This window comes from Candidatus Nitrososphaera sp. 86-2 (assembly GCF_056726185.1).
On the sequence record NZ_JBWZON010000001.1, the window covers coordinates 2,145,735 to 2,170,014 of the forward strand.

General features: G+C 55.8%; 32 protein-coding genes and 1 tRNA gene. 15 read left to right on the forward strand and 18 right to left on the reverse strand.

All coding sequences use genetic code 11. The features are described from left to right. Positions 1 to 3 precede the first annotated feature (3 nt). The 4 genes from pstB to pstS form a co-directional block, all read right to left on the reverse strand. On the reverse strand, positions 4 to 834 hold the full coding sequence (gene pstB, locus ACYOR7_RS12780) for a phosphate ABC transporter ATP-binding protein PstB (RefSeq protein WP_294805562.1): 831 nt from the start codon (positions 832 to 834) through the stop codon (positions 4 to 6). A gap of 68 nt (positions 835 to 902) precedes the next feature. Next, the gene (gene pstA, locus ACYOR7_RS12785; protein ID WP_479914150.1) at positions 903 to 1,811 is read right to left on the reverse strand and encodes a phosphate ABC transporter permease PstA; all 909 of its coding nucleotides are present in this window, start codon (positions 1,809 to 1,811) and stop codon (positions 903 to 905) included. A 4-nt stretch (positions 1,812 to 1,815) separates the two neighbouring features. Then, on the reverse strand, positions 1,816 to 2,814 hold the full coding sequence (gene pstC / locus ACYOR7_RS12790; RefSeq protein WP_479914151.1) for a phosphate ABC transporter permease subunit PstC: 999 nt from the start codon (positions 2,812 to 2,814) through the stop codon (positions 1,816 to 1,818). Positions 2,815 to 2,925: 111 nt separating this feature from the next. Next, positions 2,926 to 4,380 carry a phosphate ABC transporter substrate-binding protein PstS gene (gene pstS / locus ACYOR7_RS12795; RefSeq protein ID WP_479914152.1) on the reverse strand — a complete coding sequence of 485 codons (1,455 nt, stop codon included), beginning with the start codon at positions 4,378 to 4,380 and terminating at the stop codon, positions 2,926 to 2,928. Positions 4,381 to 4,835: 455 nt separating this feature from the next. On the opposite strand from pstS, the gene ACYOR7_RS12800 reads away from it, so the two are divergent. The 7 genes from ACYOR7_RS12800 (at position 4,836) to ACYOR7_RS12830 (ending at position 10,422) form a co-directional block, all read left to right on the forward strand. Beyond that, on the forward strand, positions 4,836 to 5,084 hold the full coding sequence (locus tag ACYOR7_RS12800; protein ID WP_479914153.1) for a hypothetical protein: 249 nt from the start codon (positions 4,836 to 4,838) through the stop codon (positions 5,082 to 5,084). 141 nt (positions 5,085 to 5,225) lie between these two features. Further along, a complete protein-coding gene (gene sixA, locus ACYOR7_RS12805; RefSeq protein ID WP_479914154.1) occupies positions 5,226 to 5,729 on the forward strand; it encodes a phosphohistidine phosphatase SixA in 504 nt (167 codons plus the stop codon). 7 nt (positions 5,730 to 5,736) lie between these two features. Continuing rightward, positions 5,737 to 7,287, forward strand: a complete 1,551-nt coding sequence (locus ACYOR7_RS12810; RefSeq protein WP_479914155.1) for a Ppx/GppA phosphatase family protein — start codon at positions 5,737 to 5,739, stop codon at positions 7,285 to 7,287. A gap of 1 nt (position 7,288) precedes the next feature. Beyond that, positions 7,289 to 8,002 carry a dTMP kinase gene (locus ACYOR7_RS12815; RefSeq protein WP_479914156.1) on the forward strand — a complete coding sequence of 238 codons (714 nt, stop codon included), beginning with the start codon at positions 7,289 to 7,291 and terminating at the stop codon, positions 8,000 to 8,002. Then, entirely contained in the window at positions 7,999 to 8,742 is a 744-nt protein-coding gene (locus ACYOR7_RS12820) for a dTMP kinase (RefSeq protein WP_479914157.1), read from the forward strand. Before ACYOR7_RS12815 ends, ACYOR7_RS12820 begins: the two co-directional genes overlap by 4 nt. Then, complete coding sequence (locus ACYOR7_RS12825) at positions 8,743 to 9,531, forward strand: CHAD domain-containing protein (protein ID WP_294805553.1); 789 nt, start codon at positions 8,743 to 8,745, stop codon at positions 9,529 to 9,531. A 387-nt stretch (positions 9,532 to 9,918) separates the two neighbouring features. Continuing rightward, positions 9,919 to 10,422, forward strand: a complete 504-nt coding sequence (locus ACYOR7_RS12830; protein ID WP_294805552.1) for a ribonuclease H family protein — start codon at positions 9,919 to 9,921, stop codon at positions 10,420 to 10,422. Here ACYOR7_RS12830 and ACYOR7_RS12835 read toward each other — a convergent pair. Next, positions 10,411 to 10,797 (reverse strand): winged helix-turn-helix transcriptional regulator, encoded by a 387-nt coding sequence (locus ACYOR7_RS12835; protein ID WP_294805551.1) that lies wholly within the window; start codon positions 10,795 to 10,797, stop codon positions 10,411 to 10,413. The genes ACYOR7_RS12830 and ACYOR7_RS12835 overlap by 12 nt on opposite strands. A gap of 165 nt (positions 10,798 to 10,962) precedes the next feature. On the opposite strand from ACYOR7_RS12835, the gene ACYOR7_RS12840 reads away from it, so the two are divergent. Then, positions 10,963 to 11,382 (forward strand): arsenate reductase ArsC, encoded by a 420-nt coding sequence (locus ACYOR7_RS12840; RefSeq protein WP_479914158.1) that lies wholly within the window; start codon positions 10,963 to 10,965, stop codon positions 11,380 to 11,382. Beyond that, positions 11,348 to 12,034, forward strand: coding sequence for an MIP/aquaporin family protein (locus ACYOR7_RS12845; RefSeq protein ID WP_294805549.1), 687 nt, complete (start codon positions 11,348 to 11,350; stop codon positions 12,032 to 12,034). The genes ACYOR7_RS12840 and ACYOR7_RS12845 overlap by 35 nt, the downstream gene beginning before the upstream one ends. Here the strand turns inward: ACYOR7_RS12845 and ACYOR7_RS12850 are convergent. Further along, a complete protein-coding gene (locus ACYOR7_RS12850; RefSeq protein WP_294805548.1) occupies positions 12,031 to 13,296 on the reverse strand; it encodes a cation:proton antiporter in 1,266 nt (421 codons plus the stop codon). The genes ACYOR7_RS12845 and ACYOR7_RS12850 overlap by 4 nt on opposite strands. Before the next feature lie 96 nt (positions 13,297 to 13,392). Between ACYOR7_RS12850 and ACYOR7_RS12855 the strand changes: the two genes are divergently transcribed. Further along, a complete protein-coding gene (locus tag ACYOR7_RS12855) occupies positions 13,393 to 13,941 on the forward strand; it encodes a stage II sporulation protein M (RefSeq protein ID WP_479914159.1) in 549 nt (182 codons plus the stop codon). On the opposite strand, the gene ACYOR7_RS12860 is transcribed toward ACYOR7_RS12855, so the two are convergent. Next, entirely contained in the window at positions 13,938 to 14,228 is a 291-nt protein-coding gene (locus ACYOR7_RS12860) for a hypothetical protein (RefSeq protein ID WP_294805546.1), read from the reverse strand. The genes ACYOR7_RS12855 and ACYOR7_RS12860 overlap by 4 nt on opposite strands. 88 nt (positions 14,229 to 14,316) lie before the next feature. Next, complete coding sequence (locus ACYOR7_RS12865) at positions 14,317 to 14,436, reverse strand: zinc-ribbon domain-containing protein (protein WP_479914160.1); 120 nt, start codon at positions 14,434 to 14,436, stop codon at positions 14,317 to 14,319. A gap of 134 nt (positions 14,437 to 14,570) precedes the next feature. On the opposite strand from ACYOR7_RS12865, the gene ACYOR7_RS12870 reads away from it, so the two are divergent. Beyond that, a complete protein-coding gene (locus ACYOR7_RS12870) occupies positions 14,571 to 15,305 on the forward strand; it encodes a PAC2 family protein (protein ID WP_479914161.1) in 735 nt (244 codons plus the stop codon). 4 nt (positions 15,306 to 15,309) lie between these two features. Here ACYOR7_RS12870 and cbiE read toward each other — a convergent pair whose 3' ends face one another. The 7 genes from cbiE to ACYOR7_RS12905 form a co-directional block, all read right to left on the reverse strand. Then, positions 15,310 to 16,026 (reverse strand): precorrin-6y C5,15-methyltransferase (decarboxylating) subunit CbiE, encoded by a 717-nt coding sequence (gene cbiE / locus ACYOR7_RS12875; RefSeq protein ID WP_479914480.1) that lies wholly within the window; start codon positions 16,024 to 16,026, stop codon positions 15,310 to 15,312. 43 nt (positions 16,027 to 16,069) lie between these two features. Beyond that, positions 16,070 to 16,852 carry a methyltransferase domain-containing protein gene (locus tag ACYOR7_RS12880; protein ID WP_479914162.1) on the reverse strand — a complete coding sequence of 261 codons (783 nt, stop codon included), beginning with the start codon at positions 16,850 to 16,852 and terminating at the stop codon, positions 16,070 to 16,072. Between the two features lie 29 nt (positions 16,853 to 16,881). Further along, entirely contained in the window at positions 16,882 to 17,112 is a 231-nt protein-coding gene (locus ACYOR7_RS12885; RefSeq protein WP_075055108.1) for an Lrp/AsnC ligand binding domain-containing protein, read from the reverse strand. An 86-nt stretch (positions 17,113 to 17,198) separates the two neighbouring features. Next, entirely contained in the window at positions 17,199 to 17,600 is a 402-nt protein-coding gene (locus ACYOR7_RS12890) for a hypothetical protein (RefSeq protein WP_479914163.1), read from the reverse strand. A gap of 59 nt (positions 17,601 to 17,659) precedes the next feature. Further along, positions 17,660 to 18,142: a hypothetical protein gene (locus ACYOR7_RS12895; protein ID WP_479914164.1), complete on the reverse strand. Its 483-nt coding sequence runs from the start codon at positions 18,140 to 18,142 to the stop codon at positions 17,660 to 17,662. Positions 18,143 to 18,190: 48 nt separating this feature from the next. Next, the gene (locus ACYOR7_RS12900; RefSeq protein ID WP_479914165.1) at positions 18,191 to 18,445 is read right to left on the reverse strand and encodes a hypothetical protein; all 255 of its coding nucleotides are present in this window, start codon (positions 18,443 to 18,445) and stop codon (positions 18,191 to 18,193) included. A gap of 100 nt (positions 18,446 to 18,545) precedes the next feature. Then, on the reverse strand, positions 18,546 to 18,839 hold the full coding sequence (locus ACYOR7_RS12905; protein WP_075055106.1) for an NADH-quinone oxidoreductase subunit I: 294 nt from the start codon (positions 18,837 to 18,839) through the stop codon (positions 18,546 to 18,548). A gap of 335 nt (positions 18,840 to 19,174) precedes the next feature. Here ACYOR7_RS12905 and ACYOR7_RS12910 point away from each other — a divergent pair, with 335 nt between their 5' ends. Continuing rightward, a complete protein-coding gene (locus tag ACYOR7_RS12910; RefSeq protein WP_479914166.1) occupies positions 19,175 to 20,494 on the forward strand; it encodes a TiaS agmantine-binding domain-containing protein in 1,320 nt (439 codons plus the stop codon). Here the strand turns inward: ACYOR7_RS12910 and ACYOR7_RS12915 are convergent. From ACYOR7_RS12915 to ACYOR7_RS12925, 3 genes are all read right to left on the reverse strand, one after another. Then, positions 20,492 to 20,590 (reverse strand) — tRNA-Met (locus tag ACYOR7_RS12915). The genes ACYOR7_RS12910 and ACYOR7_RS12915 overlap by 3 nt on opposite strands. 41 nt (positions 20,591 to 20,631) lie before the next feature. Then, entirely contained in the window at positions 20,632 to 20,823 is a 192-nt protein-coding gene (locus ACYOR7_RS12920; RefSeq protein WP_479914167.1) for a hypothetical protein, read from the reverse strand. Between the two features lie 14 nt (positions 20,824 to 20,837). Beyond that, positions 20,838 to 21,014 (reverse strand): hypothetical protein, encoded by a 177-nt coding sequence (locus ACYOR7_RS12925; RefSeq protein ID WP_294807879.1) that lies wholly within the window; start codon positions 21,012 to 21,014, stop codon positions 20,838 to 20,840. Between the two features lie 41 nt (positions 21,015 to 21,055). Here ACYOR7_RS12925 and hisI point away from each other — a divergent pair, with 41 nt between their 5' ends. The 3 genes from hisI (at position 21,056) to ACYOR7_RS12940 (ending at position 24,109) form a co-directional block, all read left to right on the forward strand. After that, on the forward strand, positions 21,056 to 21,391 hold the full coding sequence (gene hisI / locus ACYOR7_RS12930; protein WP_294807876.1) for a phosphoribosyl-AMP cyclohydrolase: 336 nt from the start codon (positions 21,056 to 21,058) through the stop codon (positions 21,389 to 21,391). A gap of 159 nt (positions 21,392 to 21,550) precedes the next feature. Further along, a complete protein-coding gene (locus ACYOR7_RS12935) occupies positions 21,551 to 22,768 on the forward strand; it encodes a threonine synthase (RefSeq protein ID WP_479914168.1) in 1,218 nt (405 codons plus the stop codon). A 9-nt stretch (positions 22,769 to 22,777) separates the two neighbouring features. Beyond that, a complete protein-coding gene (locus ACYOR7_RS12940) occupies positions 22,778 to 24,109 on the forward strand; it encodes a ThiF family adenylyltransferase (protein ID WP_479914169.1) in 1,332 nt (443 codons plus the stop codon). The last annotated feature ends 171 nt before the right edge of the window (positions 24,110 to 24,280 follow it).

Below are 24,280 nucleotides of genomic sequence, written 5' to 3' on the forward strand. Positions count from 1 at the left end.
CTATTACCCGAACTTGCCAGAGATGTACCGCTCGGTCAGCTCCTTGTCCGGGTTTTCAAATATCTGCTTGGTCGGGCCGTATTCGACGAGCTCGCCCAAGTACATGAAGGCGGTGTAATCGGAGACGCGGGCGGCCTGCTGCATGTTGTGCGTGACAATTATCACGGTCAGGTCTTTTTTCAGTTCGTGAATCAGTTCCTCTATTTTCGAGGACGCTATCGGGTCGAGGGCGGACGTCGGCTCGTCCATCAGGAGCACTTCGGGCTGCATCGCGAGGGCGCGGGCTATGCAGAGGCGCTGCTGCTGGCCGCCGGAGAGGCTGATGCCTGGCTTGCCCAGCTCGTTTTTCACCTCTTCCCACAGCGCGGCCCCCTTTAGGCTCTCCTCCACTATCTCGGAGAGCATCTTTTTGTCCCTAATGCCGTTCAGTTTCAGCCCTGCAGCCACATTGTCAAAGATGCTCATCGTGGGAAACGGGTTTGGCTTTTGGAACACCATGCCAATCCTGCGCTTTATCAAGACAGGGTCGGTGCCCCTGCCGTAAATGTCAGTGCTGTCGAGAAAGACGCTCCCTTCCACCCGGGCGCCGAGGGTCATCTCGTTCATGCGGTTGAGCGAGCGTATGAGGGTGGTCTTGCCGCAGCCGGACGGGCCGATGAGCGCAGTAGCCGTGTTCTCCTTGACATCAAGGTTGATAGACTTTAGCGCCTGCTTGTCAAAGAACCAGGAATTGAGGCGCTGGACCGAGACCTTGTAGCCCGGCTTTGGCGACGCTTTTTTTTGTGAAACCTGATAATCTGGATTAGTACTACTGACATACTCCTCACTCGTCATTAAAGTCCTTTTGGCTTTTGGCTAATTATCGATTGCCTAAATAGATCACATAGCGCACTATAGAGCCCTTAGAGCTTGAGGGTTGGGGCTCTTCCGCCCGTGCGCCTCAATACAAAGAACCTGAGCGCGAAGGAGAGCGACAGCACTATCAGTATCAGTATGAGCGCGGCGCCCCAGCCGAACGAGTGCGCGTGCTCGTACGGAAGCGAGGCGAGGCGCCATATCCTGAGCGGGAGCGCGTCGACGGGCCCGGAAAAGCCCTGGAAGAACAAGCTTGTGCCTAGAATAGTCATGATGAGAGGCGCAGTCTCGCCGGCTATTCTGGAAATTGCAAGGACAATGCCTGTCAAAACGCCGCTTTTTGCGGCCATCAGCGTGATAAAGAGGGTCACCTTCCACTTTGGTATGCCAAGCGAGTGGCCGGCCTCGCGGACAGAGTTTGGCACGAGCTTCAGCGTCTCCTCCGTCACGCCGACCACGATGGGTATCATGATTATGGATAATGCAACGGCGCCGGCGGTGATGTTGAACGACCCTATCGTGAGCACGATCACGATGTAGCCCACTATGCCGATGACTATAGACGGCAGGCCGGTCATGACGTTGTTAAAGAACCGCACCGCGCGGGCGAACTTGTTGTTCTGGGCGTACTCGGAAAGGTAGATTCCCGCAAGGACGCCCACCGGAACTCCTATGAGCGACGTCAGCGCGACCACGAGGAGCGTGCCCTGTATCGCCGGCGCTATCCCGCCGTCTCCCTCTATTATGGAGCCCTGCGGCTGCGTCAGGAATTCCGCAGTGATGGCGCCCATGCCGTTTTTGACAACCTCGACAAGGATGCTCCCAAGCGGGATCATCGCCGCCGCTATGCAGCCGATCGTAACTATTGTGAACAATTTGTTCACGAGCTGGCGCCGGGCGTTTGTGCGGACCACTGCGTCCTGAACTATCTTTTTGCGATCCTGCCTGGAGTGCATGTTATCACTCTTTGGCCCCCGGGGCTACCTTGACCATCCTCGATACGAGGATCTGCGCGCCGATGTTTATGGCCATCGTGAGTATGAACAGCGTCGCGCCGAGCCCGATGAGCGCGGAGGCGTGCAGCGGCGACGCGGCCTCGTTGAACTCGTTGGCTATCAGGCTGGAAAGCGTCTGGCTGGGAGCGAACAGGCCGTCCGGGATTGCCGCAAGCCCCACGGTGTTTCCGATGACCATGGTGACGAGCATCGTCTCGCCTACGGCCCTGCCCAGCCCGAGGATTGCCGCGCCGAGGATTCCGGCCTTGGCGTACGGAAAGATAAAGTGCCAGACGGTCTCCCAGTGCGTGGCGCCGAGGCTGTACGCGGCTTCCCGCTGCGAGTTTGGCACGGCCCGGAGCACCTCGCGCGAGATCGCTGAAACGATGGGAATTATCATGATGGCAAGAACGATTCCGGCAGTAAAGATGTCAAGCCCGAACGGGCCGGGGCCAAAGAACGACAGGGACTGGCCGAACGTGTCGTACAGTGGATTCTCGATGTAGTCGAGTATCCAGAACCGGAATACGAAAAGCGCCCACAGGCCGTAGACGATGCTCGGTATTGCCGCCAGGATTTCAACTACAAAGCCTATCGGCGTGCCAACTTTAGAGGGCGCGATTTCGGTGATAAACACCGCGATTCCGAGGCTTATGGGCACGCCTATCGCCATGGCGATGCCCGAGCTTGCAAGCGTGCCGATGACGTACGGAAGTGCCCCGTACGACTCCCTGCCTTCCACGGGGTTCCAGCTGGTGCCCGTAAAGAACCCGAGGCCCTGGTAGAGAAGCACGGGGAGCGAGCCGTCGGCCACCGCAAAGACCACCAGGACGAGCATACACAGGGTGTACGCGGCGCCTCCTATCACTACCCACTTGAAAAGGCCGTCGCCCCTGCGCTTTTTGCCCAGAAAAAACGAAGAGAGGAACTCCTTGCGCTCCTTTCTGGACTCTGAAAAAGTCATGTTATGATGAGGTTAGGTAAGGCCGGAGCGTATTTGACGGTTCCCAACGGAAAAACCGTAGCTGAAGGTGATCTATATAGCGGAAAAAGAAAAAGAAAGAGCAAAGGAGGGCTAGAGCCTGCCCAATCCAAAAGCCTGTCCCTTGAAGCGCGCTATGCCTATCACCGCCACGAGCGACGCTGCAAGCACGAGTGCCGCAACCACGCCAAACTCTGGGACGACCGACGCGGCCTTGATGCTGACCGGCCCTGTGCTTCCGTCGGGCACGGTGAACTTTATCGTCGTGTCAGTTGCAGTCGAGCCCACCTGCTGGAAGGTCACTTCCTGACCCCCTGCTGAAACTACCTGTATGCCGTCTATCATGGCCTTTGGCAGCGTCAGCTCCACGTCGCCGGGCTTGTCAAAGCCGACATCGATTGACTGGCCAGCGTTTACCACAATGTTTGTGATCTTGGCCGTTGCCGAGCTGAACATGACAGGATAGCTCTTGCCTTCAAACGTGGCAGACACGGTGGAGGAAGAAGAGGACTGCTGCGCCGCCGGCACGGGCTGGCCTTTGTACGTTAGCGATGCAAGGGTCTGCTTGTTCGCCTGAACTACGTTGTCAGGCAGTGGCACGTACGAGAGCTGCTCGGCGTACTTTTGGCCGTCTGGCCCTATGGCCCACGAGACAAAATCAACGATAGCCTTGGCCTTTTGCGGGCTGTCCACCTTTGGAGTCGTGCTCATCTCCTTGTACAGCAGTATGTAGGAGAAGCTTGCAATCGGGTACGAGTTGTCGCCCGGTGCATCGAGGAGCGAGACATTGGCCCACGAGGCGTCGCCTACCGGGAGCGAGGTTGCCGCCGCTCCCACGGCCGCCTTGGTCGACGCAAGGGTCGGCTCGACAAAGTTGCCCGCCTTGTTCTTTATGTCGGCATAGGTCATCTCTGTCGTGAGCGCGTATGAGAGCTCTACGTAGCCTAGCGAATAAGGCGTCTGCTTTATCGTGTTTGAAACGCCTTCGTTTCCGGGAGCGCCTACGCCCGTAGGCCACTCGACGGACTTGCCGGCGCCTACTTTGTCCTTCCACTCTTGGCTCACAGTCGCAAGGTAGCTTGTCCAGACAAACGTCGAGCCGGAACCGTCCGCCCTGCGCACGACTACAATGTCGCGGTTTGGAAGGTTGACTCCCTGGTTATCGGAGACTATCTGCGGGTCGTTCCACTTCTTTATCTTGCCTAGGTAAATGTCTGCAATGACAGGGCCGGTGAGCTTTAGCCCCTTTGCGACTCCCGGCACGTTGTACGCGGCCACCACGGAGCCGATAGTCTCGGGTATGTGGACCGCCGGGCCCGGAAGCGCACTCCTCTCGCTTTCAGAGAGAGGCGCGTCGGATGCGCCAAAGTCGACTGTTTTTTCGGTGAACTGCTTTACTCCCCCGCCGCTTCCTATCGATTGGTAGTTCAAGCTGACATCAGAGTCTATCTTCTGGTATTGCACCCGCCAAGTGTCTATCAGCGGGAATGGAAATGTCGCGCCAGCGCCGTCTATAGTTATCTGTCCTTGCGCATAGACCGACAACATCGGTAGGGCAAGAACGGCGGCGAAAAATCCGGCAATAATCGTTTTTTCAAGTCTGTGCATATGACGCAAGTGGAACAGCCTCCTTCTAATGGGTGCCCGACGTAATTCACATAATTCATGTAGTTTTTGATTACCGGCAGCTGCGCCTGCGTGTGTGTATATGCTGCAAAAAGCATTTCTGTAATCTTGTTCGTGCCGGCGCAGAAAATTATTTCACAAAAACGATTAAGCCGAGGTTGATGGCATTACCCGCGCGGGCACCTTTGTTGGGATGAGGGGAGGGTTTGGCTGTCCGGGGTGCCATTCAACCTCAACATCGTCTCCTGACATACTATCTGGAAAAGACAAAAAGCTACCCAATATAGAACACGGGTAAGCTGTAGGCGCTCTTTGATCTATGTGTTGACCATCGGCAAGGAATATGAGCACATTGCACTAAACAACTGGCGGCTACTATGCAGCAAGCAGTAACTACTACTACATCTACAACAGCAATAATAGATTCAGAGAGGCATTTTGCGCTTTGCGAGTCGTGCTTTTGGTGCGCGACCGTGTTATTTGGCAAGGACGCGCCGGCGTGCCCGTCGTGCAGAACAAAGGGAAACGTTTCGATGATACCGCTTGCAAGGGACGAGGAGTACCGCGTCAAGCTGTCGCCTCGCGCCGGCATAGAGATGTCCTTTTCAAGGACGAAAAAGGTTTGACCCTAATACTGACGCAGATTCTAGAATGTCTGCCACTTGTAACAAGATAGAAATCACTTCAGGGAAAGGGAGTAAGGTTATACACCAAGAAATGAATCTATATAGACAAGTTTGATATACGCGCCGGCTTTATCAGCTGCCGTGGAGCTTTACATCCTGCGCCACGGCGAGGCGGGCAAGAGGCTTGCCGCCGGGGGCAAGGATTCCGAACGCCCGCTCACCGTCACAGGCGAAGAGGATGTAAAAGAGATAGCCGGCGCGCTCGCCAGCCTCGGGGTGAAACTCGACTTTGTGGTGTCAAGCCCGCTTGTAAGGGCGAGCCGGACCGCCGAGATTGTCGCCAAGAAACTAAAGATCAAGAAGAGCAAATTTGAGCTCTGGGACGAGCTAAAGCCGGAGGGAAGCAGGCAGGCCCTGTACGGCAGGCTTGCGCGGTTCAAACCCGGCGATTCCGTAATGGTCGTGGGTCACGAGCCGCACCTCTCAAGCCTCATCTGCGACCTGGTGCTTGACGGCCAAGGAAGCGGGCGCATAGCCTTGAAAAAGGCCGGCCTTGCCAGGGTCGGCGTGACTACGCTTCGGCCAAAGGCCAAGGGAGAGCTGCGGTGGCTCTTGACGCCCCGGCACATGAAGAGGATGGTATGACATCATCATGAAAGTCTCTGTCGTCGACCTGGGCTTTAACTCGGTCAAGATGGTCAACTATGACGTCAAGCGCGACGGCACCTTCAAGGCGTACAGGCAGGAAGGCGTCAAGGTAAAGCTGGGAGAGGGGCTTGGCAGGGGAGGATATCTTTCCGGCGAGCCGGTGGAGCGCACTATTGAAGCATTAAAGCTGTTCCGCGACGTCATCAATTTCGATTCAATACGGCACGTGCTTCCGGTGACTACCAGCGCAGTGAGGGACGCTTCAAACCGCGACTCTTTTCTCAAGCAGATCCGCGAGGAGACGGGTTTCCAGTTCAAAGTGCTCTCTGGCCGCGAGGAGGGGTTCTACTCGTACGTGGGCGCGCTGGAATCGACCTGCATACCTACGTCGCTCTTTTTTGATCTGGGAGGCGGGAGCCTGGAGCTGGTCTACACTGAAAATTACGGGATAAAAAAGGTCGAGTCGTACCCGCTTGGCGCGCTGCGCCTGTCAAAGATGTACGGCGACAAAGATGATGACGGCTCGTTTTCAAAAAAGGCGTACGGCAAGATGGAGGAGCGCATACTGGACACGCTGCCGGACAGAAAGGAGCTTGGCGCAACAAGCGTCGACACCACGCTGGTGGGAGTCGGAGGCACCTTGCGGGCAATTGCGCGCTATGAGCAAGAGCTTGCCGGCTATGAGCTTGACAAGATCCACAACTACCGCATGGACCACTCTTCCGTCTCTGCGATAGCAGGCGAGCTGTACGAGATGGACAAGGGCGACTTGGAGGAGGTAAAGGCGATAGGGAGCAACAGGGTCGACACGATTGTCGCCGGCGCGGCGGTGATCTCGCTACTCATGCAAAAGCTCGGTTTTGACAAGGTGGTAGTCAGCGCAAGGGGCCTGCGCGAAGGGATACTATCTGTGTTTTTGCGCGACCCAAAGGCGTTCTACAACAGCGGCGGGATGACTGCCGAGCGGGCCAAGGCGCACGTCACGTTTGCGTGCCAGCAGGAGGCGCTCCCGCAGTACGCGTTTTCGCTTGTCAAGCCGCTCGTGTCTGCGGGCCTGCTCAGGGAAAAAGAGCGGGCGATACTGGGCCACGCGCTCAAGGAGATGGCCACCCTTCCAACCGTCACCAACCTGAGCAACCTCTTTTACCTGCTGATGGACGAGGACAGCGCGTTTCTCACGCACAGGGAGCAGCTGATCCTCGCGCTTGCAATAATCCACACCAAGAAGGAAAAGACGGTGGACTGGCTGTTTTCAAGGTACGGCTCTATCCTGGACCCGCAAAACAAAAAGTCGATTGAAAAAATCGCGGCGTGCATCGCGCTCTCGGAGATCTTGGAGAGGACAAAGGTGATGGCGCGCGTGTCGACAAGCGGCAAAAAGGTCGCGATAAAGATCTTGCAGGGCGGCAAACAGGCAGTCCCGGCGACGCTGCTTGCAAGCGCGCTGCGCAATTTCGAGCGCGCTTTCGACGTCAACGCAAGCTGCCAGGTCGCGACAACAAACGGCTCCTCCGCATCAAAAAAGCATCGTCAGGAGGTCAGGGTGATCGCATGATATGACTGTTAGCAACAAAAACCGCGAAATACCGGGCAGGCTGATAATAGTGGAAGGCGTGGACGGGTCCGGCAAGTCCACGCAGATACGCCTGCTTGAAAAGTGGTTCAGGTACATGGGTCTGCCGGTGTTCTTTACCGAGTGGAACTCGTCAGAGACGGTGAAGGAGATAACGTCCAAGGGCAAGAAGAAGGCCCTGCTGACGCCGGTGACGTTCAGCCTCCTGCACGCCACCGACTTTGCCGACAGGTACGAGCGCCACATCCTGCCTCTCCTGCGCGCGGGGTACATTGTGCTTGCTGACCGGTACATCTACACGGCGTTTGCCCGCGACGTTGTCAGGGGCTGCCACCCGCGCTGGGTGCGCCACATGTACGACTTTGCGGTCAAGCCGGACATCTCGTTCTATTTCCGCGTGCCGGTGGACGTGGCGTTTGACAGGATAGTTAAGAGCAGGCCAAAGCTGAAATACTATGAGGCAGGCATGGACCTGAACCTGAGCAACGACCCTTATGAAAGCTACAGGATATTCCAGAGCAGGATTGTGGAGCAGTACGACTCGATGGTCGGGCCGGAGAACTTTGTCGTTATTGACGGCACGGCTGACATCGAGGAACAGCAGAAGGTCATGCGGCAAAAGGTGACGGAGCTTTTGCCGAGGCAGTTTTTCCGGGGCAAGCAGCAACAACAACAGCAGGAGGTGCCCGCAGAGTGAGGCGCAGCAGGGCGACAACTCCGGCGGCAGCAAGGACGCTCCAGTTCTACGGCCACGGCATACCCTACATCGGCGACACCGAAGTCAAGGGCAGGCTCATAGTGATAGAGGGGCCTGATGCGTCCGGCAGGAGCACCCAGATAGGGCTGATAACGGCCAAGCTAGAAGCTGCCGGCCATGCCGTCTTGAATACTGGATTAAAGCGCTCAGAATTGATAAGCGAGGGGATACTGGAGGCCAAGACTAATTTTGCCGGCAGAAAGACGCTCTCGCTCTTTTACGCGGCCGACTTTGCGGACCAGCTTGAAAACAAGATAATCCCGGCGCTGCGCGCAGGGTACATCGTGCTTGCCGACCGCTATATTTACACGCTGCTTGCAAGGGAGGCGGTGAGGGGCATCAGCAGGCGCTGGTCGCACAACCTGTTCTCGTTTGCGATAGTTCCCGACCTCGTGTTCTACCTCGACGTCACGCCGGAGGAGCTTGTCCACCGCGTCTTTCAAAAGAACGCGTACCTTGACTATTACGAGTCGGGTGCCGACATGGGGCTTGCTGACGACATGTTCGAGTCTTTCATGAAATACCAGGCCATGATAGCCAAAGAGTTCCGCAGGATGCAAAAACGCTACAACCTGGTGATAATAGACGGCAACAGGTCGATACCGGAGACAAACGCCGACCTGCAAAAGCGCATAGACGCTTTTCTGGAATCGGCGCGTCCAAGCAGGGCGCTTCTTTAGATGCCTGACGACGATGGAGGTACGCAGTTTGCAAAAAATCTCAAAACAAGCGCGGCGCGCGTAAAAAAGAGGCTTGCCGCGTACCTGGACGACCCCGGCGACGAGGAGAACGTGCACGCCATGAGGACATCCCTCCGGCGCCTGGAGGCGGCGCTTTCTCTCCTGCCGAAAAAAGAGCGCAAGAGGAACAGGAAACGGGCAGACGCGTGCAAGGCGTTTTTCCGCGCCAACAGCCGCGTGCGCGACCTTGACATAGTCAGGGCGAGGGTCACAGCGCTGGGAGGCGAGCAGCAGTTTGTTTCCGCGGTTGCAGGCAGGAGAAAGGCCGCTCTTGGCTGGGCGCTTGCGCTGGCGCGGTCCGTGGAGAAAAACAAGACGGTAGCAGCAAAGAACATCGACGGGGACGAGCTTGCCGCAAGGATGGACAAGGTCGCCGGGAGGCTGACCCTCTCGATAAAAGAGCGCCTGCCGGTGGTAGCCGGCGACGGCAGCAAAAAGGAGGAGCTCCACGAGCTGCGCAAGGACATGAAAAAGCTGCGCTACGTGCTGGAGATCCTCCCTGCCGGCCGCAGGAAAAAGCACGGCAGGCAAGTGGCACAGGCCGTCGGCGGCAACAGCAAGAGCGCCGTCGCAAGGCTCAAGGAGCTGCAGGCCATGCTCGGGCAGATACACGACTGCGACATCACCATAGAATACCTACAAGGCGTCAAGGGCGCGGAGGCGATGCTGCAGAAGGAAAAGAGTGAAAGAGATGCGCTTTATGAAAAATTTACAAAGACGATAAGCTAGGCACTTGCGCATCTTGCGTGCATTATGCTGTCCAGCATTGTTGGGCCGAGCGCATGTCCGTCCGTGCAGCTTTTCCTCGCCGGAGCTCAGCTCTGCACGCGTTGCATGTAGATCTACAGCCCGAACGTGTTCTATGTCGGGCAGGCTTTTCTTTTGCGCCCCCTCAAGTGTCCCTGCTATCCTGTGCGTATGAGGTTGACTGGAAACCCCGAAAGCAGAAGCGCACGCGCCATAATGACGCTGCGGGGCCACACCATCAACCTCTTTTTCCCCCATGTTTCTTCTATGTTTCTTCTATATGATCCCCGTTGTCAATATTGCTTCTACCTGCGGCAAATCCTCTCTAGGGAATATGCTCATATACTATCCGCAACCCATAGAGAGTACGTGAGGCAGCACTCAATCATCATAGATGCTGACGCCTCCCCGTCCGGCTACATAGCCTGGTACAACCATCATACCGAGAAGGGTACGATAAAGCCCGTCCGCCCCTCGCCAAGGAACGAGCGGTTTGGCGTGCAGCGGATGGAACTTTTGGCAATCTATTTTGCGCTCAGGGACAACCTTGCGCACATACGCAGGGCCTTCAGGCGCTCAAGCAAGAGGCGCATAGTGGTCGAGGTGAGAAGCGACTCTAAAACAACAGTGGACCAGCTGCGCGGGACGACGGAGATAAGGGACTCGCTCATGCGCAGGATTGTTTCTGTCATCGGCAGGCTCCTTGCGGGCATGGACTGCTGCACGACCATAGTGTTTGACCACCTTGAGCGGTCAAGGAACATAGCCGGGCTGATGCTTGAGCAGAGGAGGCGCAAGGAGCGCGAGCACATGATGGCCATGCTCTCCTCGTACGACATGACGGGGTTTGTGCCGTTGCCGCTATGCGCCTGAAGACGACGATGATGACCACTTTTTCATCCACTGGAGCAGGCGGATGACGGACTCGACCAGCTCCTGACCCTTTGCGGTCAGCCTGTACTCTACGCGGGGCGGGATCTCGCCGTATGCCCTACGCTCCAGTATCCCGCCTTTTTCCAGCTCTTTGAGCCGGACTGCAAGGGTCTTGCTGCTAATCCCCTTTATCGTCTCCCGGAACTGCTTGTAGCGCACCGGCTCTGTGGTGCAGCATAGCGGTATCAGGATCTCAAGCGTGCCCCTTTTCGTTATTATCCTGCGCAGCTGTGCGGTTTCCGACATGAGAGAGGCAGCGTCATAGCCGTCAAAGCTGCAGCCGTTGACCATCGGCAGTTTATTCTTGGTTTCCATCTCTACACCAGCTGTATTTGTTTCCTCTTTACAGCTTAAATAGTTTCTCTAGTAAAGCATTAGCATGGAAAAACAACAGGATGAAAAAAGCTGCTGCTGCAGCAAGTGCGAATGCGACGACGATTGCGAATGTTGCTGTTATTGCTGCAGCTGCTGAGCATATACATGAAGGAAAAGATCGTGCTCTTTGTGTGCGTCGAAAACGCCGGCAGGAGCCAGATGGCAGAGGGCTTTTTCCGGAAATACGCGCCAAAAGGCTACAGGGCGATAAGCGCCGGGACGCGGCCGGCGCAAGAGATAAACCCGCTTGCGGTGCAGGCCATGAGGGAGGCAGGAGTCGACATCAGCGAACAAAAAAGCAAGGTGATAGACGACGACACGATACACAGGTCGGTCAAGGCGATAAACATGGGCTGCATGGACAGATCGGAATGCCCTCTCCTGCTCCTGAACAACAACCCCATCGACTGGAGCGTGGAGGACCCAAAGGGCAAGCCGATTGAAAGCGTGCGCCAGATCCGCGACGACATCGAGAGAAGAGTAAAAGAGCTTGTCAGAGACCTCGAAAACAACAACAGCAGCTAGGCTGGCCTCGAACAAAAAGAGGTTCCTTGCCGAGCTGGCCGGCACGTTTGTAGTGGTTGTCCTTGCCACCGGCTCTGTAGTTATTGATGCCAAGCTCGGCGGCATCCTCGGCACGCCCTTTGCCGCAGTGTGCCCCGCGATAGCAGTCGCGCTGATGGTGTACGCCTTTGGCAAGATATCGATGGCGCATTTCAACCCCGCCGTGACGCTTGGCTTTCTGATAACAGGACACATAACCCTGCGCCAGTTCCCGGTGTATTTTGCGGCAGAGGTAGCAGGCGCTCTCTTGGCAAGCGCGTTTGTCGCACTTGCGATAGGCACGGAGGCGCACCTAGGGGCAAACGCGCCCGACTATTCGTTTCCGCTCCCGCTCATAATAGCGGTTGAGGTCCTTGCCACCGCGCTCTTGATGGCAGTCATCTATGTCGTTGTGCACACAAAAGGTTTGAAAGGTTTCAGCGGAGTCGCCATCGGCGGCATCGTGGGGCTGGACATACTGTTCCTGTCTTTTGTTTCCGGCGCATCCATGAACCCGGCAAGGTCGCTTGCGCCGGCGCTTCTCTCCGGGTCTGTCTCGGATTTGTGGCTGTACTGGACGGCGACATTTGCCGGCTCTGCCATGGTCGCGGCGCTTGCGCGAAAATTCCGCTAGCCGGCCTTTTCTTCAGTCTTGCTACTGCTGTCGTCGCTCTGCATCCTTATCCTGCTACCGAACCTGATGATGTAAGGCGCAAGGAACGTCGTGACTATCGTGATGACGCCGAGCAGCGGCAGTATGGTGGAACTGATGGCTCCTACGTCCTGCCCTCCCTTGACTACCACGAGCGACAGCTCGCCCTTTGCAGCAGACATGCCAAAGCCTGTCCGAAGCGCCGTGACGCTGTCGTATTTCGCCCGGGTCAGTATGCCAGTCACTATGAGAAACTTGGCTCCAAATGAGGTGAATATCAGTATGGCGGCAGGCAGGATGTAGGCGGGAAGCGTCCTGATGTCCATGAGCGCGCCGATGGAGACAAAGAATATGGCGGCAAACATGTCGCGCAGAGGCAGGGTGAGTATCCTTGCAACTGCCGCGCTGTTTGACTCTGCCACGAGCACGCCGGCGAGAAATGCGCCCGTCGCCACCGACAGCCCGATTCCGTTTGCGATGAAAGAGAGCCCGAACGCGAGGCCGAGGATAACAATCAATAAAAGGGCGTAGTCGTTCGTCTTGCCGGCCCTGTCGATTATCTTTGGGAAAAAGCGCGACCCAAGGGCCAGAACGCCTCCTATGAACGCGGCCACTATGCCGATTGAAATTGCAAGGTTCAGGGGCTCCACGTGGCCGCCGTTTGCCGCGACTGATTGCAGGATTGCAAGGATGCTGATGGCCAGAATATCCTCCACCACCGTTATTCCGAGGAGCAGTATGGACGACTTGTCCTTTATCATGCCCAGCTCCTCAAGTATCCTTACGGTCACGACGGTGCTGGTGATTGAAAGCGCGAGGCCGAGGAACAGCGAATCATAGAACGCAAAGCCAAGGTACTGCGCGATAAAGAACACCAGAAAGAGCGTGCCAAGCGTCTCTGCTATCGCCACCACGAATGACACCTTCCCAACCGACCGCAATTTTGCCATCGGAAATTCCGTTCCCACCACAAATAGAAGCATGATGATGCCGAGCTCCGCCAGCACGTTAATTGTGCTGACATCTCTCACCAGGCTGAAGGGCGGAGTGTAGGGACCGATTAGTATGCCGGCAAGTATGTAGCCTATCACCATCGGCTGCTTTAGCTTGTACGTGATGGCAATCATGATGGCCGCGACTACCATCACCACCGCAAAGTCCTGGACGATGAAATCCGTCGGGCCGTTTCCGGGCGCGAAGAAATGCGGGAAAATCGCGGTTCCGATTGCGGCGGTCTGGTTCACCGCACTACCTAAGCTTGCCAAGAATAAAAACAAGCTTGTGCGTATGTGCACGTGTGTGCGTGTGTTCGTTTTTAGGTGGGTAGGTTTCATAGCAATATGGCATTGCGTTTTAACATAAGGCGCCGGCTGCTCTTTTTGGCGATTGGCGCCATCGTCTTTTTCGCGGCATACTCGGCCGGCGCGGGCGTAAAGATGACGCCGGAGGAGGCCAAGGAGGTCCGCGACTCGTTTTCATCGCAGATAGAAGACATCAACGATGTCGGCATATTTGCAAACAATGTCAAGATAGCGCTCGGCATGTTCGTGCCGGGGCTCGGAATCGGCCTCGGCGTATTCTCCGGCTACGCCACGGGCAACGTCTTTGCCGCCCTTGCGCAGAACTCGCCGGCGCTGCAGGGAATACCTCCCCAGCTCATACTCGTCACCCCGTTTGGCGTGATGGAGGTAATCACGTACGGCCTTGCGATGTCAAGGAGCGGGATTCTCGTCTATTATTTCGTGAAAAAGAGGCCGTGGCGCGAATATGTTGTTCCGACTCTGATAGAGCTTGGAATCGCTGCCGCTATCCTGCTTGCAGCTGCAGCAATAGAATGGTGGATGATACAGGATCTTGGTGGGCAAAACCTAAAGCTGGAAGGGTTCTAGTCCTCCGCCGGTTCGGGGCCTGCCGCGCTTCCGCCCTTTAGGCCGTACTTCTCGATAAACTCGGCTGCCTTGGCCGCCACTTCGGCCCACTTCCACCTCTTGACGCTCATCCTGCACAGGTCGACCTTCCACTGCTCCTTGCGCTTCATCCATCTGTACAGCCGGAGGTCCCTTCCGTACTGGCTTTCGACCACCACCAGCGCGACTATCAGGTTGTCGCTTCTGTACAGGTCGTAGCCGTCGAGCACCTTGAACGTGGCGGAAACTGGGTAGCGGGATTCGCTCATATGTGTGCAGGCTTTGTCGCCGCCGGCTTTAAGCGTTGGCGAGATAAGAACAACAAAAAGAGAGAGAGGGAAAGGCCCTGATGATTAATTACTGGCCCTCGCCACATGCAGGGCAGGTCTTTTGCGCCTTGGGCATCTTGGCCCCGCACTCGGCGCAGTATTTCATTGAAGCCTTGTCCTGTTGAGCCATGCCAACAGACTTTTCCATTGACATTACGGCTTTTACAAGCCGTTTTTAATATATAAATACAGTTTACAAACGCGTTGGACTGTTATGCAAGTATCAATATTTTCGCACAGCATGATTGATATTTATTGTGGCAAAAGGCGCAGGAATGCATCATGATAGGCTCCAAGGTGCACAGGACGCCCCGGCTTGCCGGCCCGCCCAGAATAGTCGCGGCTCTTCCGGACATGGGAAACGTCGCCGGGATCGGCCTTGCGTACCTTGCGAAAAAGCTCGACGCCAAGGTCTTTGCCGAGCTGTACTCGTTCTGGCCCCCCTTTGTGAGCTACAAGGATGGAATCGTCGATTACCAGCAGGCCAGCTACCGCTTTTACGCCGTTGACGAAAGCGACCTTTTGATATTCACCGGCGACTTTAACCCTGCAGACCCTAGGCGCCTGTACGAAGTGTGTTATGAAGTATTGGGGATGGCGCAGCGCATGAACGCAAGCGTGCTCTACTCTATCGGCGCCGCGCTCAGGCAGCCGGGCGTTGGAGGAAAGGTGCTTGCGGCCGCCAACAACCCCGCGCTCATGCAGCCGTTAAAGGACGCCGGCGCCGAGATGTTGCAGGGCGAGGGCCAGATCTCCGGCTTTAACGGCCTCGTGCTCGGCCTTGCCAAAGAGCGCGGGATAGACGCGGCGTGTATGCTGGGGGAAATAGACAACCCGAACATCATACAGCCAAAGGCAGCGCAATCGATTTTGCACGTTTTGCTCAAGCTGCTGGGCCTAGAGTCGTTTGACATGGCGCAGCTCGACGAGGAAGAAAAGAGGAAGAACTTTATGGAGCAGCAGATCGGCTACCTTGAAAAAGTGATTGAAAGGGGCGAGCCTCCAGGTGTCGCCTGATCTGTCAAAACTCTAGGTACGTCTGCCTCTTTACCTGGTCGATGACCATCGCCGACAGGTCAGAGAACTCTTTTCCCTCAAGGTCGCTTGCGACGCCCTTGAACGTCGTCTCCTTGTCGGTCGTCAGATGCTCAAACACCCACACCTTTAGCTTTTGCGTGTCGATGCCGTTTGCCTTTAGGAATTTTGCAATTTCGGACTGCATGAAGTGCTTTGACAAATCGCGCGGCCACGGCCTCGGCAAGAGTATCACGCTTTTTCCGTCCTTGACGGCCTGTACTAGGTCCTTCTTTTTCTGCTCAATGTCGCCCGTCACATGGAAGGTGACGATGAACGCCTTGTCGGTAGGCACGCGGGATTTTGCGGCTGCGACCTGGATGGAGCTAATGCCGGGGATTATCTGCACGTTGTCGTCGCCAAATATTTCCAGCAGGCGGTCGACCACTTCTGATTCAGAGAAATTGACGTCGCCGGTGAAAGGCACGGTGCAGTACTCGCCGTCCTTCATCCTCGCATAGACGCCCTGGTACACGTCCTCCTGCGATTTCATCGTGACTTCAAGCACTTCCTGCCTGCTGCGGTCGATAAAGCCCTCTATCGTGGCAAGCGTGTACTTGTAGCCGACGACGTATCTTGATTTCCTGACGGCCTCTTTTGCCGCATCGGTCACGTACAGGGGCGAGCCGGGCCCAACGCCTACCACGAACAGCTTTTTTGGCAACAAGAGTGGGAAGGAAAAATGCCTTCTTTAATTATTGCTATTTTTATTTTTCTGCCATGATGTTCAGGCGCATGTAATCAAGCAGCCATTTCTTCTGCAGCGATTGCCTCTCGTATTCATCAAGGTACGCCTCAAGGAATCTGTCCTGATGGACTGCAGGCAGGCGCGCCAGGTGAGCCCTGACGACTGCGGTCTTGACAAACGTCGAGAACTGCCCGCGGCTGGCAAAGGTCACCGGTGCCGCAGAAAGTCCGGCTTTGGCATTTCTGAACCCGGCCTCGTACAGCAGCTTTTCCGTGTCGCCCGGCGCCGCAAAATTCCACGGATTTTTCCACCCTGCAAAATACCGCTGGAACGGATCGCTCGACGCGACCCTGTCAAGGATTGCGATGGCGTTTTCCAGGTTGCCCTGCCCGCCGCACTGGGCCAAGAGCTCGCCTCCATCCTTTATCAACCCGGCAAAATTGGCAAACACCGCTCTATGATCGGCTATCCAGTGCAGGACGGCGTTAGAGAAAACCACGTCCACCTTTGCAGGCAGTTTTACGCTTGCAATGTCTGACTGCATAACCTGCACGTTATTGCAGTCGCGCAGGTTAGCCTGCGCCTGCCGGACCATGTTCGGGTCCATGTCCACCGCGTAGACTATCCCTTTGGGCACCCTGGCGGCAAGGGCTCTAGTCGGCCGGCCAGAGCCGCAGCCGGCGTCAAGCACAACCTCGTCGCCCCTCCATTTTTTCCTGCGCTGCAAAACGCCGAGGGCCCACCCTTCCTGCACGCTGGAAACCTTGTCGTACGTCTGGGCGTCCCACGAATCATCGTCCATATAGAAGAGGCTACTGCTCTACGGCCTTATTATCTTGCGACGACCATCGTGTTTGTGCTGCGTACGCCCTTTATCTTGCGCAGCTCCCACGAGACGACGCGCTGGACTTCTTTTTCGTCCGGCTCCTCCACTACTGCCATGATGTCATATTCGCCGTACAGCTCGTAAACCTCCTTCACCCCGTCGAGTGCTTTGATCTCTTCGTGCAAAAGGCCCTCAACGCCGGTGTCGGCATTGATTAAAACGAATGCTTTGGTCATTTATCGGTCTTTATTGGTTATATGCGGCTCCAAAGCTGCACATATAACGCTTTTGCTTGGACAGGTCTTTTATCGATAAACCGTTTTTACCTTTGGACAGTTCTTGAGAAGAAATGTCTCGCAGGCAGCAGCAATCCCAGAACCGACAGAACAATGAAAACAACTTGATGAACATGATCGTTTCCCGGCGGCAATCCGCCTGCCAGATGCAATGCCCAGAAGACAGGGTAGTACCAGAGGGTAAACCACGCCCATTTTTCGCCCCTTCTAAAAGCATAGAGAGTGATCATGACACCAAATATGCCGGTTCCGGTCGTCGCGACGCCAAGGGCCCGCAGCAGCAAACCCTCTTCTTCACCGGGGCCTGCAGCCTGAGGATATGCGGCAACTATTATTCCAAAGCCAAGGGTCGCAATGCCAGTGGCAAGAAGCAATATCCAGCTAGACTTTAGCAACCGCGTCTCTTGCTGCATCGCCTTTGGGCTCATGCCATCTCAAGCTCGACAACAAACGATTTAAAATGATCCATGGAACGGCAAAGCCGCTACTATGCCGCCGTTTTCACAAGGTTGATGAGAGGAGTCCAGTCCATGCGCTGGAACTCCAGCGGGTCCTTGGCGGGGTACGTGACCCAGCCCTTGACTATCGAGAATTTCACAGTTTTCGTGGTGTCGCCGAGGTTGAGCTTTACCTTGAGGAGCGTGCCCCACCTCTTTTCTTCCGAGGTGACGTCCATTATCTGCCGGAACGGCACCTCGAAATTGTCCGGGCTCTTGTCGAGGTCCTTCTCAAGGTCCTTTGTGCTATACCCTTCCGCCGGCCGGAAAACGTTCTCGCCTTCCTTGAAGCGGTTCAGCTGCCGGTGGGAATGCGCATCGTGCGCCCGGTACGTCATCTCTGTCTTGGATATGAACGCAAGGCGCCGGTCGGTTATCACCAACATCCCCTCCCTGCCGCGCTTTAGCAGGCCCTCCTCTTCTTTCCAGATCCAGAAGAGGTGCGCCTTTATCTGCTCGTCCCACTCGACCAAGTCATTCTAACAAAGCAAAAGTGTGCTAATTAAAAGTAATTGTGTGGATTAACTGCCTACTATTACCAATTTGGCCAGTTTCTTTTTCAAGCCATGCAGGTCTTTTTGGAAGTCGTATTCTTCCAGCGAAACCTCGGTGGCGATCCCCTTTTTGTTGAAGTGAATTTTTGCCCAGAGGTTGCGGCCGACAGTTTCAAACAAGGTCTGGGCTATTTCTTTTGGGAGTTTTTTGCCTTTGGATGTGCCGGTAGTGGAATAGTAAATTGTTGCATCCTTGTCCTTGTCGTAAAAGCCGATTTCCATGTTGTTGCGGCATATCTCCTGTTATGATATAAAGCGTTTCTCAGAGAGATAATGTCTGGTAAAATCTAAAAAAGAAAGAAAAGAGAAGAGAAAGAAGGACTTAACCTTCTTCCCAGCCCTTCACGAAGAGGCCGTGCTTCTTCAGTGGGACTGGCTGTCCTGGGGTGTAATCCATCGGCCTCATCCAGAAGATTGCCTTTGTCGGGCAAACGCCGATGCACGCTCCATCGGAGATGCATCTCTCTGGATAGAAGACAAATGCCTTACCCCTCTTCCATCCTTCCACCGGCTTGACTCTGAGCACATCTGGACCGAGAGCGGTGCAGATTTCTACGCAGAGCGCGCAGCCGATGCAGTGCTGTTCAGAAACATCAGGAAGTATTGCGACTGGCATCTAGTTCACTGAACGTTGTCAGTGCTTGAAACTATTTAAACTCTGTGCCGTCTGTATAACAGCGATATATGATTCGCGGTGAAAAGAGAGGCTGATCAATGCAGGCGTTGCGGGGCACCGAGGGATATGTAGCGGAGTAAACCGCCACCAATGGTCGTGGCTCTGTTCATTTGGCACAACGCAGGGGGCCTGCATCTTTTCAGCCAGTCTAGCTGGGCAGATAGACTAGGCATACATCGACATTTGTATAATATATAGAGTTCTCATGTACGCTTGGTATTCTTCCGGTCCCGGCCATACACTATTAAGCCAATTTCTGCCATCCTGCAAACATCATGACGCTCCTCCACATCGCCTTTGACGACACCGATTCTAGGGCGGGTCGGTGCACGACCCACCTTGCGTTCCGGGTCGCAGAGGAGCTGAAAAAGACGATGGGGACAGAGCTTGTCGATTATCCGTTGCTAATACGGCTCAACCCCAACATCCCCTGGAAGACTCGTGGCAACGGGGCAGTCTGCCTGCGGGCAAGAGTAAATGACGTAGGCAGGGCAGTCGATTATGTCAGGCAGGCGGTGGAGGAAGGCTCTGCAATCGGCAGCGGGGCAAACCCGGGCGTGGCGTTTATGGAAGGCGAGGTTTTGCCGGAAAAATTGAAGCAGTTCAGCGCCTTTGCCATGTGCGACGTGTCCAGCCGGCAGCAGGCCGAAAAGGTGGCAAGAGAATGCGGGATAAGGTTCTGGACGTTTGGCAACGGGCAGGGGCTCGTGGGCTCGCTTGGGGCGATGGGCTGCGCCCTCGACGGCGACCACACGTTTGAGCTCATTGCGTACCGCACGCCGGAAAACTGCGGCACGCCACGGGTCGTGGACAATGACAGTATAATCAGGTTCAGCAAGGAAACATTCCCGTACACGTTCAACAACTATGACCAGAACCACGAAAGGGTGCTTATTGCGCCGCACGGGCCCGACCCTGTGTTCTTTGGCGTCCGGGGCGAAAGCCCGGAGGTGGTGCAGTCGGCCATGTCCAGGATTGCGCCGTCAGAAGAGCTGGAGGGCCACATGGTGTTCCGCTCAAACCAGGGCACCAACATGCACCTGCAGAACGAGCTTGATTTGCGCGCGGCCAAGGCGTACACGGCAGGGTACGTCAGGTGCAGGGTAAAGGGCAGGCCGAACGCGATAGAGGGAGGGCACGTGATGTTTTCGGTGGAACAGGCCGGCGCCGAGATGCCGGCGGCAATATACGAGCCGACCGGCCTTGCAAACGTCGCAGTCGCGCTCGCGCCGGGCGACCTCATCGAGATAGGAGTAGGTGTGCGCAAGGGCACGACTCTACATCCCAAGATACTGAACGTCGAATACTTGCTGGTAAAAGAGCTGGCGCCCGTCTACGACATCGCAAACCCGCTGTGCAAAATGTGCGGAAAGCGCATGAAGTCGGAGGGCAAAAACAAGGGCTACCAGTGCGAAAAATGCAAGTTCCGCGACCAAAAGGCGCAGAAAATAATGGTGCAAAAAGAGCGGGCGATAAAGCCTGGGCTGTACGTGCCTACGCCCAAGGCGCACCGGCATCTGACCAAGCCGCTGCACAGGTACGGCATGGAAAAAAAATCAGGATTACAACAGCAACATACAATGCATACAAAGTAGCGGGGGGTGGATTTTCCGGAAAAAGATGTTTTCCTGTTGAACCACCGATCTGCGGGTTATGAGCCCGCCGGGATGACCTGGCTTCCCCACCCCGCTGACAGCATTTCTACGGCGGGGGCATATATCTCTGCCTAAAGTCAGCGCAGGGAGCGATTGGAAATGCGCCTGCGCACAAACGCGATGACCGCGACTATTGCCGCAGTCACTATTACCGCGTACGCGATTTTTATCGCGGCGTCGTACGCGTTGCTGCAAGCCGGCTGCTCGCACAGCTGCTGCAAAAGAAGCAGCATGTCCGGCATCATGCCCATCATAGCAATTGCGTGCACCTAAAGGTTGCTAGCTAGGGTTCCCCCTCTTCCCCTTGCCGCTCTTGTTCTTGTTCTTCTTCCTGTTGCTGGCGCGCTCTTGCCTTTTCCCGCATCTCTGCAAGGCGCGACGCAAGCCACGCCTTCCAGTACGCGTCAAAATCAAGCGACGACTCGGCGGCCAAGGCAAAGATGCTTCGCAGGACAAACAATATAGGTTTATTTCTCCGCCTTGCGCGCTACGAACTGTCACATGAACGTCAAGTCTGCCGGCGACGTCGACTTTGCCAAGCGCGGGGGCGTGCTCCCCGTGATAGTGCAGGACCGCAGGACAAAGGACGTGCTGACGCTCGTCTACGCCAACAGGGAGGCGCTTGAAAACACGATAAAGACAGGGAACGCCTGGTTCTGGAGCACGTCGAGGAACAAGCTCTGGATGAAGGGCGAAGAGTCAGGAAACGTCCAGCCGGTGCACGAGATCCTGATTGACTGCGATTCGGACGCGCTCTTGTACATCGTGGACTCGGACAAGCCGATGTGCCACACCGGCGAGCGCACTTGCTTCCATAACATGCTGGAAAAGCCTTGATTTTTTCATGTTTCCTGCATCTGGTGCGGCAAAAGCCTAAAAAATTGCAGGAAATTTTCTGTTAAGCATTACAATATCAATGCACTAGAAAGTTAAGCAATACTTAAAATGTGCTTAGAGATGTTCTAATAACAAGCATTCAGAGAAAGGGCGTAAATCATGGGAAGTATCAAGTCATTAAGGTGCAGAGAATGCGGCAGGGAATACGAGCCGCAATTCCGGTACGTTTGCGAGGATTGTTTCGGCCCTCTGGACGTGACGTACAAAGACGTGTCGATAAACAGGCACACGTTTGACCTCAGGGAAAAGACCTACTGGCGATATTTCGAGCTCCTTCCCGTCGCGGACAGGGCGAACGTGGTCAGCCTCAACGCGGGGCTGACTCCGCTGCAGCATGCGGACAAGCTGGGCGGGCGCCTAGGATTGAAGAACCTTTACATCAAGAACGACTCGGTCAACCCGACGTTCTCGTTCAAGGACAGGCCCGCCGGAGTCGCGGTTTCAAGGGCCAAAGAGACGAAACTAAAGGCAGTAGGGTGCGCGTCGACTGGCAACCTTGCGTCTGCGACAGCTGCGCACGCTGCAAAGGCAGACCTGCCGTGCTACATTTTCGCTCCTTCTGATATTGAACATGTCAAGATAGCGCAAGCGCTTTCGTACGGCGCCGAGTTTGTCGCAGTGGAGGGCACGTACGACGACGCAAACAGAGTCGCCTCGATAATCGGCGACTCCAAGGGCTACGGCATCGTCAACATCAACATGAGGCCCTACTACGTGGAAGGGTCAAAGACGCTCGCGTACGAAGTGGCGGAGCAGCTTGGCTGGGAGGTGCCTGACAGGCTGATAGTGCCTGTAGGCTCGGGCGCGATGCTCAACGCGATTTGCAAGGGTTTTGAAGAGCTGCACGCCCTTGGACTGATTGGAAGCGTCAAGAACCTGAAAATAGTGGCGGCGCAGCCGCACGGGTGCGCGCCGGTGGTAGACGCGTTCAAGCGCAACTCTGACGAAGTGATACCAGTAGAAAGGCCGGAGACGATAGCCAAGAGCCTCGCAATCGGAGACCCGGGTGACGGCATCTATGTGCTGAAGCGATTGAAGCAGTACGGCGGCCTTGCGGAGGAAGTCGGCGACGACGAGATAAGGGACGGGATAATGATGCTTGCGCAGTCTGAGGGCATATTCACAGAGCCGGCCGGCGGCGTTTCAGTGGGCGTGCTGAAAAAGCTGGTGGAAGAAGGCAGCATAGAGAAGGACGAAAAGGTGGTCTGCTATGTCACCGGCAACGGGCTCAAGGCCACAGAAGCAATTATAGGGGTGCTGCCGAAACTTGTCGCTGTCAAGCCGGACGCAGCCGCTGTCTCGGCGATGATCGGGTGATATTATAAGATGGCAAAAGTGGAATTTACAGTACCGTCGGTATTGAACAAGGGCCAGGGAGAGAAAAAGCTCCCCATAGAGGCTCTGGATCTGCAAGACGCGTTCAACAAGGTGTCGGAGCAGATGGGCGACGACTTTAAGCGCCGCGTATTTGACCATAACGGCAAGCCCCGCTCGCTCATCAACATCTACGTGAACGGCAAGAACATGCGATTTTCTGGCGGCATGACGACCGCGCTCAAGGACGGCGACAACGTCTACATACTGCCGGCAGTGGCAGGAGGCGCCGAGCTGACAAGCGAGGAGCTGCAGCGCTATTCGAGGCAGGTGATGCTTGAAGAGATAGGCTTTGAGGGGATGGAAAAGCTCCGCGCGGCCAAGGTGTGCGTCGTCGGTGCCGGAGGGATAGGAAACCCGGTGGTGACGCAGCTGGTGGCGATGGGAGTCGGCAAGCTGCGCATCGTCGACAGGGACGTCATTGAGATAACAAATCTGCACAGACAGCACCTCTACACGGAGGACGACATCGGCAGGGTAAAGGTCGAAGCCGCCGCTGACCGCTTGCGCAAGATGAATCCTACCGTCGAGATCGAGCCTGTGCCAACGTCAGTTACGAAATACACGGCGGAGAGCATCGTCAAGGGCTTTGACCTGATAATAGACGCGCTGGACAGCGTCGACGCGCGCTATGCGCTCAACGACGCGTGCATCAAGCACAATATCCCGCTCATCTACGCGGGCGCTATCGGGATGCTCGGCTCTGTGACTACAATAATCCCGAACAAGACTGCGTGCCTGCGGTGCCTGTTCCCGGCGCTCAACGAAGACGAGATGCCGGCATGCAGCACAGAAGGCGTACATCCGTCGATACTGTACCTGGTGGGCGGAATCCAGGTGTCAGAGGCGGTCAAGATAATAACGGGCCAGCAGCCGACGCTTGTGAACAAGCTGCTGTACGTCGACCTCAACGAGCTGTCGTTTGAAAAGGTCCAGATAGCAAGGCAGGACGAGTGCCCGGCCTGCGGGACGGCGCGGACTATAAACGGCCAGCAGGTGACAGCAAAGGAGCTGATAATCGAGGAGTTGTGCGGCAGGGACCGGGGCAAGAGGACATGGACCATCACGCCGGCAAACCCCGTGCCGGTCAACCTTGGCGGCATCAGCAAGACAGCCGAGACGCTCGGCTACCAGGTCAGGACGCGAGGGACGCTCGGCATCACGGCGACAAACGCGGGCAAGATGTCTGTAAGCTTTTTGTCGAGCGGCGCGGCGACCATAGTTGGCGCAAAGGATGAAGAGGAAGCGGTAGCTGTTTACAACAATTTCATAAAAAGCGGCTAAAGCTACTAAAATAAGCGCCATCCTTGCATATTTTTTTGGTATGCATTCAATAGTTAAATAGTTCCGACAATTCCGGAAACATCCTCTGTAAGAGGATCAAATATGGCAAATCGTGGATTGGATCTTTGGGCTAGAATTCTTGCCGCTAGCGTGGTTGTGTTACTGGTTGGG